The organism is Teichococcus rhizosphaerae (assembly GCF_002631185.1).
Classification (GTDB): domain Bacteria; phylum Pseudomonadota; class Alphaproteobacteria; order Acetobacterales; family Acetobacteraceae; genus Pseudoroseomonas; species Pseudoroseomonas rhizosphaerae.
In genome coordinates this window covers 1-8,461 of sequence record NZ_PDNU01000082.1, presented here as the reverse complement: position 1 = coordinate 8,461, position 8,461 = coordinate 1, and the positions used below count along the sequence as shown (strand labels likewise).

General features: G+C 67.4%; 13 protein-coding genes. 9 read left to right on the top strand and 4 right to left on the bottom strand.

Annotated features, from left to right (window positions below; all coding sequences use genetic code 11):
* The first annotated feature begins 40 nt into the window (after positions 1–40).
* The 3 genes from CR162_RS21225 to CR162_RS21215 are packed head-to-tail and all read left to right on the top strand — an operon-like array spanning position 41 to position 1,889.
* Complete coding sequence (locus CR162_RS21225; protein WP_099097478.1) at positions 41–457, top strand: hypothetical protein; 417 nt, start codon at positions 41–43, stop codon at positions 455–457.
* Positions 457–1,332, top strand: a complete 876-nt coding sequence (locus CR162_RS21220; protein WP_099097477.1) for a hypothetical protein — start codon at positions 457–459, stop codon at positions 1,330–1,332. The genes CR162_RS21225 and CR162_RS21220 overlap by 1 nt, the downstream gene beginning before the upstream one ends.
* A gap of 53 nt (positions 1,333–1,385) precedes the next feature.
* Positions 1,386–1,889, top strand: a complete 504-nt coding sequence (locus CR162_RS21215) for a helix-turn-helix domain-containing protein (protein ID WP_099097476.1) — start codon at positions 1,386–1,388, stop codon at positions 1,887–1,889.
* 75 nt (positions 1,890–1,964) lie between these two features.
* On the opposite strand, the gene CR162_RS21210 is transcribed toward CR162_RS21215, so the two are convergent.
* Positions 1,965–3,029, bottom strand: a complete 1,065-nt coding sequence (locus CR162_RS21210; RefSeq protein WP_141563278.1) for a hypothetical protein — start codon at positions 3,027–3,029, stop codon at positions 1,965–1,967.
* Positions 3,030–3,655: 626 nt separating this feature from the next.
* On the opposite strand from CR162_RS21210, the gene CR162_RS21205 reads away from it, so the two are divergent.
* The 4 genes from CR162_RS21205 to CR162_RS21190 all read left to right on the top strand — a co-directional run bounded on the left by CR162_RS21205 (position 3,656) and on the right by CR162_RS21190 (position 5,744).
* Entirely contained in the window at positions 3,656–4,282 is a 627-nt protein-coding gene (locus tag CR162_RS21205; protein WP_099097474.1) for a ParA family protein, read from the top strand.
* A 4-nt stretch (positions 4,283–4,286) separates the two neighbouring features.
* On the top strand, positions 4,287–4,607 hold the full coding sequence (locus CR162_RS22240) for a hypothetical protein (RefSeq protein WP_141563277.1): 321 nt from the start codon (positions 4,287–4,289) through the stop codon (positions 4,605–4,607).
* Positions 4,608–4,953: 346 nt separating this feature from the next.
* Complete coding sequence (locus tag CR162_RS21195; RefSeq protein WP_099097472.1) at positions 4,954–5,295, top strand: hypothetical protein; 342 nt, start codon at positions 4,954–4,956, stop codon at positions 5,293–5,295.
* Positions 5,296–5,303: 8 nt separating this feature from the next.
* Positions 5,304–5,744 carry a hypothetical protein gene (locus tag CR162_RS21190; RefSeq protein ID WP_099097471.1) on the top strand — a complete coding sequence of 147 codons (441 nt, stop codon included), beginning with the start codon at positions 5,304–5,306 and terminating at the stop codon, positions 5,742–5,744.
* Here CR162_RS21190 and CR162_RS21185 read toward each other — a convergent pair.
* The 3 genes from CR162_RS21185 to CR162_RS21175 are packed head-to-tail and all read right to left on the bottom strand — an operon-like array spanning position 5,741 to position 7,850.
* Positions 5,741–6,583: a DUF2971 domain-containing protein gene (locus CR162_RS21185; protein WP_099097470.1), complete on the bottom strand. Its 843-nt coding sequence runs from the start codon at positions 6,581–6,583 to the stop codon at positions 5,741–5,743. The two genes, CR162_RS21190 and CR162_RS21185, sit on opposite strands and share 4 nt — an antisense overlap.
* Positions 6,576–7,292, bottom strand: a complete 717-nt coding sequence (locus CR162_RS21180; protein WP_099097469.1) for a recombinase family protein — start codon at positions 7,290–7,292, stop codon at positions 6,576–6,578. Before CR162_RS21180 ends, CR162_RS21185 begins: the two co-directional genes overlap by 8 nt.
* Before the next feature lie 18 nt (positions 7,293–7,310).
* Positions 7,311–7,850 carry a hypothetical protein gene (locus tag CR162_RS21175; protein WP_099097468.1) on the bottom strand — a complete coding sequence of 180 codons (540 nt, stop codon included), beginning with the start codon at positions 7,848–7,850 and terminating at the stop codon, positions 7,311–7,313.
* A 144-nt stretch (positions 7,851–7,994) separates the two neighbouring features.
* Between CR162_RS21175 and CR162_RS21170 the strand changes: the two genes are divergently transcribed.
* Positions 7,995–8,222 (top strand): hypothetical protein, encoded by a 228-nt coding sequence (locus tag CR162_RS21170; protein WP_099097467.1) that lies wholly within the window; start codon positions 7,995–7,997, stop codon positions 8,220–8,222.
* Positions 8,219–8,461: hypothetical protein (locus CR162_RS21165; protein ID WP_141563276.1), on the top strand; the 243-nt coding region annotated here is incomplete at its 3' end. The genes CR162_RS21170 and CR162_RS21165, both read left to right, overlap by 4 nt.

Genomic DNA, 8,461 nt, shown 5'->3' with positions numbered 1-8,461 from the left:
CTAACCTTCCCGACAAGAACCCCACGGGAGAGAGCAGTCCATGAACGTCCGACACCACATCATCCATTCCATCCAGCTTCCGGCCACGCTGCGGCCGGTGAGGGCCGAGCTGCACCGGCTCGGCTTTGCGGTCCTCGAACGCGACGGGCACCTCGGCGCCGACGCTCCGCTCTGGATCCTGGCGGACGGCTGTGAGCGCGCCTGGGGCGTCCGCCCCCTCGCCAACGACGTCTTCGCGATCGTGCTTCCCGATGGCCGCCCGGCGACTGGCGAGGGCTGGCTCGACTGTCCGACCACCGCACGCGAGGTCGGCGCCAGCATCGAGGTGCTGGAGATGCGGCGCCAGCGGGCCAAGGCCGCCGAGGTTGTCCCGATGATGTCCGCCGACGAGGAGCTGGAGACGCTCAGCGACTGGGCCGACGCCCAGGCCGCTCGTGCCGAGAAGGGGGACTTCTGATGCGCGCCCTGCTCGAGAAGCTGGGGCTCGCCAGCCCCCTCGCCCGTATCCTGCGGCGGCCCTCGAGGCCGCAGGCGCCTGTTTCGGGCCTCGCCGACGGCGGGACCTACAGGCGCAACAAAAGGGTGGCTGAGGACGGACGGGTCACGCTCGCCCGCGTCTGTCACCTCGAGCCATGGACGCAGGCCCTCTCGTCGCAGGGTGTCGACGAGCCCCTGGACCTGCCGGATCCCACGTACCCGTCGCGCTTCAGGGCGACGTCTCTGGAGCGCAGGGGCGAGGACCGCCAGGAGAGGCTCGCTCGCTGGTGCGCGTCGGAGACCGCGCGGATGGCACCGTGGGTTCGGTGCTACGTCGGACCGCAGCTCGAGGGGGAAGATGAGTCCCCGTACTGGGGCCGGGCACACTACTGCATGGCCGGGCAGGCCGGGCAGGGCGACACCATCGTTGTCCGGAGCGACATGCGCGAAGATGACGTGCGGCGGACGTACTGGCACGAGGTCTGGCACATCCTGGAGCGCTTTCTCACCAAAGAGGCGATGGCGGCCGTGAACGAGGCTCTGGTGCGCCAGGGCGGGGAGTGGGGCGGCGCCTCGAAAGTGCTCAGCGACCCGCGGAAGCAGTTCCCAAACGCTGGGGAGTTCGAGGGCGAGTACATGTCGAGCGACGTCGAACGGCGGGCTAGGCTGTTCGGGCTCTGGTGCGCCCTGATTGACGAAGGCGGCGGGGCAGTCATTCCAGGCGACCTAGCACCCCAGCGGGGCACCTATGGGACTGGCGCCAGATCTTCGAGTCCGCGCGGACCGGGCAGCTTGGCCAGTACCTCGTCGAGAAGGGGTTCGTCCGCAGGCCGTCCTGATGTGATGGACGTGTAGGGCAATGTCGGTCTACAACGGCCCTGTTCAACCGACACGACAGGGCCGTTATCATGTCTGCGACGCCGGTCTACCACAGCAGCGAGCCGCTCGCCGACTTCGACCCGTCGGCCCAGTTCCCACCGGACTCCTTGCGAGCCGAGGTTGGGCGCCGCATTCAGCAGAGGATGCAGGCGAAGGGATGGAACCAAAGCGACCTCGCGCGTGAGGCAGGCATCGGCCGCGACAACGTCTCGACATACGTCCGGGGCAAATCCATGCCGGGCCCCAAAATCCTTGCGGCGATCGCCAAGGCTCTGGACTGCACCGCCGAGGATTTGGCGCCCGGGATACACGGCGCCACGGCCGCAGGGCGCCCGGGCGGCGCCGCGCTGGCCGCCGTGCCCCTTGAAATAAGGCAAGTGTCCGATAACTCGGGCGAAGTCTGGGTCCGCATGCACCGGCGGATGAGCCTAGAGCAGGCCATGCGGATCATGGCGATACTCGCCGAGGGCAGTGTGGGCACGATAACGGACGGCAGGCCACCGGCCGCGAAGGCCGCGAACGCCAACGGGTGACGCATGCCTTGCGCCGCGGCATCCTTGCGGTGCTGCGGCGGCGTGGAGAGCCGACACGCAGCGCTCCCCCTTCCATCAGCCCAGCTCGGCGACCAACTCCGGGCGCTTGGCGGTCAGGTGACGCCGAACCGGCCGCGGAGCCTCGGCGCCCAGCGGCACCGGACCGGCGCAGCCCGCGCGCCGCGGCAGGCGCCCATAGTACCGGAGCGTCGTGTCCGCCGCGTGGCCGAGCCACCGGGCGCAGGCCGCGACATCACCGGGGAAGGCGTTCCTGGCGTCCGCGGCGCGCTGGTGCCGGATGTCATATGCCGATACCCGGCGGCTCCAGCGCCAGCCTGCTAGGTCGGCGATCGCCGTGCTGAGGGTGGCTGGGGCCGGGCCGGTGACGAGCACCGGCCCGCCAGCCGTCAGCCGCGAGAGGTGCGCCGCCGCCCCCTGCCCCGCCGCCACGCGCAGCCGCCGCCAAGGCTGGCCTTCAATCTCGCCCACCTTGGCGCCCGGGATGCTGAAGGCCAGCCCCCCCGCCCCGTCGCGTTCGACGAGGACTCCTGCCCCCACCTCGACCGGCCGGGCGCCGGTGCAGATGAGGACCGCGATGGCGTCCAGGTGCCGGTGGTCCGCCGCGACGGCCGCTCCCCAGAGGACGTCGAGCCAGTCGTGCGGGAGCGAGGCGAGGAACCGGCGCTTCGACCGGCTCTCGGCTGCGCGGGAACCCTCGGATGCCAGGCGCTGGGTCAGGCGGCTAGGCGCCCGGTCGCCGGGGCGCTCCGTCAGCGGGTCCGATGCCCGCGAGATCGGGTATGCCTCGGCCTGCGCAAGCCAGAGGCGGACCCGGCTCAGTCTTTCGCGGACGTCGGCGTCCGGCACCGGCGGCCGGAGTGCTGAGATGGCCTCGACGAGCTCCCCATGGGCGTGGCGGCTCCACGCGCTCCGGAGCTGGGCGTAGTAGGCCCGGCTGTCCGTGAGCTGCTCCAAGGGCGGGAACGAGCCGTCAGGGCGGCGTCGGGCGAAGATGCGGTCCGCGACCCGGCGATACTCCCGCGCGGTCGAGGGAGCGACGTCTGCAGGGGATGCCGCACGCACGACATGTACGGCGCGGCGGAGTAGGTCCTTGGTCTCCTGCGACAGGTCGGGGCGCATGGTGCTCTCCGGCGGCAAATGATGCTGGGCGGCGCAGGCGATGGCCAGGCGGCCCATATCCATGCCTCAAATGATGTCGGGTCCATTTGCATGGCAGACGCCGAAAGCACCGGATGAAGCGGACAGAAAGTCGGTAGGTTGCGGTAAGAAAGCCGCTTTCTACCGGCTTTCTGCGGTGCGACTACATCGTCCCTTATCTCGTGTTTTCTGAGGTTTATGCGGCTGTGTCCTCGAATTGGTCAACAGATGTGTCAACGCATGATGCGAGACGTGCGGAAGACGCCCTCGACACGGGGACGCTGGCCGCAGCCGGTGCACCGCAGGCGTGCCGCGACTTCCCACAGCTTGGTGTCCGGCGGCGCCGGGATCGTTTCAATCGGCATCTGCTCGCGGCGGCCGCACCCGCACCTGACGTCCAACGCCCAGCCGCGGCCGTACCAAAGAGGCGCCCCTGGGGCGGGGCGCCCATCGAGAGGATGACAACTCATGATAAGAACAATACAGGAACGTACAAGGCGTTGCCACGGCGCCTCTAGACGTGCACCACGCACCTGCTAAAAAGCCGAGAGAAAGCGGTCAGGAAGCGAAAAGAAAGCCGCTTTCTGCTAGAAAGCCGAAGGGTTCAGATGCCAGTCATTGCGGCCGTCTCCCAGAAGGGCGGCGTGGCCAAGTCCACCTTTTCACGCGCTCTTGCCGTGGAGCTGGCGCGGGCAGGCCTCTCCGTGCACCTCGCCGACCTCGACGTCGACCAGGGCTCCCAGGTCGATTGGCATCGGGACCGGCTGGCGGCCGGACTGACGCCGACCCCGCCGACCCAACTCTACCCGGACCTGTCCGCCGCCCTCGCGCAGGCGTCCAAAGTCGATGTGCTCATCCTGGATGGGCCCGCGAGGGCGAACAAGGACACCGTAGCGCTCGCCAAGGCCGCCGACCTGGTGATTCTTCCGGGCGGCGCCAGCATGGACGACCTGCGTCCACTGGTGAGAGTGGCGCATTCCTTGGTTCGGGCCGGTATCCCGAAGGAGCGCCTGGTGTGCGCCCTGTCGCGCATCTCGACCGAGGCCGAGGCCGAAGCCGCTCGCGGCTACATTCGCGAGGCGGGCTACCGTGTCGCCGATGGCTACTTGCCCGAACGCGCGTCGTACCGCCAGGCGCAGAACAGCGGTCGGGCGGTGACGGAAGTCTCGGCGCCCACGCTCCGGGCGGCGGCCGAGGTCGTCATCCAGTCCCTCGTCGACTCCCTGCCGGAGTAGCACCATGGCCATCAACGCATCCAAGGTCCGCCGCCTGCCATCTCCCCCGCCCATCGAAGAAGGCGCGGCGGGCATCGATCGGGCGCCCGAGCCGCCGCCTGTTCCGGCTCCGGCTACCCAAGTGATGGAGCCCGCCCCCGCCCCCGCCCCGGTGGTCGATGGCCGGAGCCTGCGGGCCACCGGGCGGACCGCGCATCTAAATCTCAAGGCGACAGCCGAGACCCGGGAGCACATCGTGCGCATCGCGCAGGAGCAGGGGTGGCTGATGGCCGAAGTCATCGAGCACGCCATCCAGGCGCTTAACAAGCAGCTAGAGCGCAAGTGAGCGCGGGATGGTAGGCAGCTTTCTGGCAGCAAGCGGCTTTCTCACCGCTTCCTGCCCGCTTCCTTTCGGCTTTCTTGCCGCTTACTAATGGTGCCGGATAAACCATGGGATCCGGCCGCGCTGACGTTCGAGCTGCTGGACGACCTCGTGTCCGAGCCGACTGTGACCATCATCGTGGGAACACCGGCCGGACAGGTTTACGTTATGGGCGACTATGAACGGGACGGGGGCAGAATCACGCTCCGGCGCGCCCATATTAACGGAGAGCCCGGCACCGGGCCGAATGCACTCGGGGTGCAGAATCTACGGGTGATTGCACGCGAAGCCCTGCTAAGGATGGGTTGTCATGAACTCCGCGTCGAAGGCTCAACTCGAACGACTGGGGCCGGTCCGGGACGTCTCCCGGGTGTCCTACGGTTCCGCCGGTGAGGCTCGGCTCATCCCCGCGCACGGTGACGTGCTGCGGAAGGTCACGGCCGCGCTCGCGCTAGTAAAGCGTGGCCTCTCGATGCGTGAGGCCCGTGACGCCGTGGACCAGATGGTCGAGCAGGGTGAGGCGACCGTGGCGCTGCCCATGATTGAGGATACGCACTCCTTGGCCGTTGACCTTGCCGCCAGTGGCATCGTGGGCGAGATCTGGCTCGAGAAGGTCCGCCAGCACCAGCATGTCCACCAGAGAGGCAGCTAGCCTTCTCGATGGCTTTCGATATTCGGCGGGGCCTGCTCCGCGCCTGGGTCCTCTTGTCCTTCCTGTGGGTCCTCTACGTAGGGGTTCTAGGGTTCCGAGAGGTCAAGGAAGAGTGGGCGCCAGGCATCGAGCAGGCGGCCATCATCGACGGCGACAACATGGCGGCCGTTCCCTGCGAAGCGGCGCCAACCGGGCACACGAAGATTGAAGGCTTCGGCCGTACCTATTGCCTGCTGCCCGTTCTAGAGTTCCGGCGGCAGAACATTGAATACCGCGACCTCGACTACAACGAGGTCATCCGCCGGTCTTACCAGCGGGTGGGACTCCATTTCGGTTGGCGGTACGACAGCACCAAGATGCTCGCGGCGTTCGCCCTTATCCCGCCAATTCTACTGCTAGCCCTGGGCGCCGCCGTCGTGTGGGTAATCCGGGGATTCCGGCGAGCCTAGCCGCTTCCTAGGGAGACGATGTCGAGGCGAAAGAAGTCCGGGTCGGAGACCGCTCGCAGCAGTTCGACCGGCTGCTTACGCCCAGCGACCCACGACCTCACATCGTCAATGTCTCTCTGTCGTGCCTTGCACCCGAAGATGACGCCATCCAGCGCGTCGGGATCGAACGGCATCGCGCCATAGCCGCCCACTTGGTTCACAGGACTGCCGGGATGGCTGATGACCCGCCACTCTTCTTCGTACTGCCAGAAGTCTGCCTTGGTCAGGAAGGTCTTGGCCATGATGGCGTCGGGCTCGTCGAACACTGGGTTCAGGACCGGCCGTTCGGCTTGGTACACGATCCTTTGCGCCGCCCGGAACGGGATGATGCCTTCGGTCGCCCGAAAGCGCAGGCAGATTCCAGTATGCGAACTCGCGTAGTGGGACCACATCAGCACGGCGTCCGGACGAGCTGAGAGCGACAGTACGCCTGCCTGATTGACCCCTAAGGCGGTCGCGCGCCGCATCTCGGCGACGAAGTCAGGCGACTTCTGAATGCTCTGGGGTTCGCGCTGAATCTCCCGCAGGCGAGCACGCAAGGCATGCTTGTCAGCGCCGAGCACCTGGCCCCCCTTCTTCTTAAACAGCTTTTCGATGTACCGCAGAAAAGTCGGCGCCGGAGCCTCGACAGAGAAGCCAGGCGCAGAGTCGAACGGGTCGTTGAAGTCAGACGCCTGAGCGAACCAGAGTTTGTTGTCACTGAATATGCTTCTAGTTCTGTCTCTGGCACTCCCGTCCATGGAGCGGTACTTGTACAGGTATGGTGTATCTTCCTCAGAGGCACTCATCGTCTTAGTCATCCACTCTCTCTTTGTGACCTCTACGCTGGTGCCGCCGGGCCGCAACAGGGTCGGCCCGAAGCAGGGCGCGCCGGACTGCCGTGGCCGTCCACCGGCCGCCGCGAGGGCCACGCCGCCCCATCCTGGTCAGTCCGTCGGCTAGGTCGGTAAGCGTGCGGGCGCCCTGCGCCCGAAGGCGGGCGACGGCGGGCAGGATGAGGCCCGCGCGCCGCTCCGCTTCGGCAGACAGGGCTACCCGGGCGGCTGCAGCGCGTTCCGGGCTGGGCCGGACACCCCGGTCGCCGCCGAGCTTCACGCCGCGGGCCTTGGCGGCCGCCAGGGCGGCCTTCGTGCGGGCACTGATCGCTCGGGCCTCTTCCTCGGCGACCAAGGCCATGATGCCCACGGTGAGCCGGTTGGCCGACGGCATGTCGCAGGCCAAGAACTCCACCCCGGCCTTCTGCAGGCCCAACAGGAAGTGGGCATCGCGGGCCAGTCGGTCGAGCTTGGCGACCAGCAGCGTGGCGCCCGTTGCTGCGCATTCGGCCACGGCTGCCGATAGCTGCGGCCGGGCGGCTTTCGTGCCGCTCTCGACCTCGACGAACGTTTCTAAGAGCCGATCACCAGGGTGCAGGTGGCGCTGGATGGCCGCCTGCTGCGCCTCAAGCCCGAGGCCGGAGCGGCCCTGGGCTTGGGTGCTCACCCGGGTGTAGGCCACATAGTCAGTCACCGGCGGCCTACTCCGCCGTCACCAGTCTTCGTCATCTTCCTCGCTTTGCATCAGCATCAGGACGTCCGACCAAGAGGCTGCGAGGCACTCCGCGTCCAATGCGCAGCGCCATGCCTCGGGGTACTCCGTGGTGCCCTTGTAGCGAGTGATCTCCCCCACGAAATTGCACTCGTGGCGCAGTTCCCAGCGCCAAATCCCCTCTCCGTGGGGGGCTGGCTTTACCTCGAGCCGCAGCGTTCCCCAGCCGTGGGGATGCCGCACCTGCCGCTGGAGCGACCCACTCCCCGTGTAGCCCCACCTGCTCAGCACGTCTTCTTTCGGTTCCCCAGCCGCTTCATCTGCGTGCTCCCATGCCAACCGCAGCAAGTGCCCAAGCTCCCTCGCTTCGTTCTGCGCATCGAGCAGCGGCTGGTCGGGCTCAGTGCCGGGATGCCCGTACAGGTACATGGAGACGCGCTGGGCATCACCCTTGGCGGCAGCGACCAGGGCAGCGGCTCGGTCGCGATGGTGCGCAACGATCTCGTTTGTATCGTTGGTCGAGGTAGGGGTGGGCGACATGCTCTCTCTCTAGCCATCCGGCCGCGTTGCTCACGGAACCGAGAGCAAATACCGGCGATGCGGCATGATTGTCAAAGAGGCAACGGACGTTGTCCAGACTGACAAAGCGCGGCATGGTGCGTTCCGGCAACGGAGCGGCTTGAGATGGATATGGACTGGGTGGCGGGAGAGGGCGGAGAGAGGGTGGCGACGCTGCGGAACATCCGTGCCGTCGTGCGCCAGGTAGGACCGCAGAACTTCGGGTTCTGGATCTACTCATTCGGCGATCTCGTCGAGCGGCTGGGTGGCAGCTCGGATGTCGAGGAAGCGATGCTCGAGGCAGAGACGATGGCAGAGGGGCACCTGGTCCCCGCCCGAGGCTGGAAGGCATGACGCACGACGAGCTGCTGGACATGCGTCGGCGAGCAGAAAGCGTCTCTGACTTTATGAGGCAGGGCACTCTCCCCGGAGATAGGGACCGCCTCGATGCCGAGGCGATCACCCGAGACGAGGACCGGCTCGACGGCGAAGCCATCACCGCGCTCCTGAGGCGCCACGATGCGCTTGAGGCCGCTCTGCAGGAAATTGCGCGCGGCGCCGCCAACCCGAGCAGGCTGGCGGAGCAGGCGCTG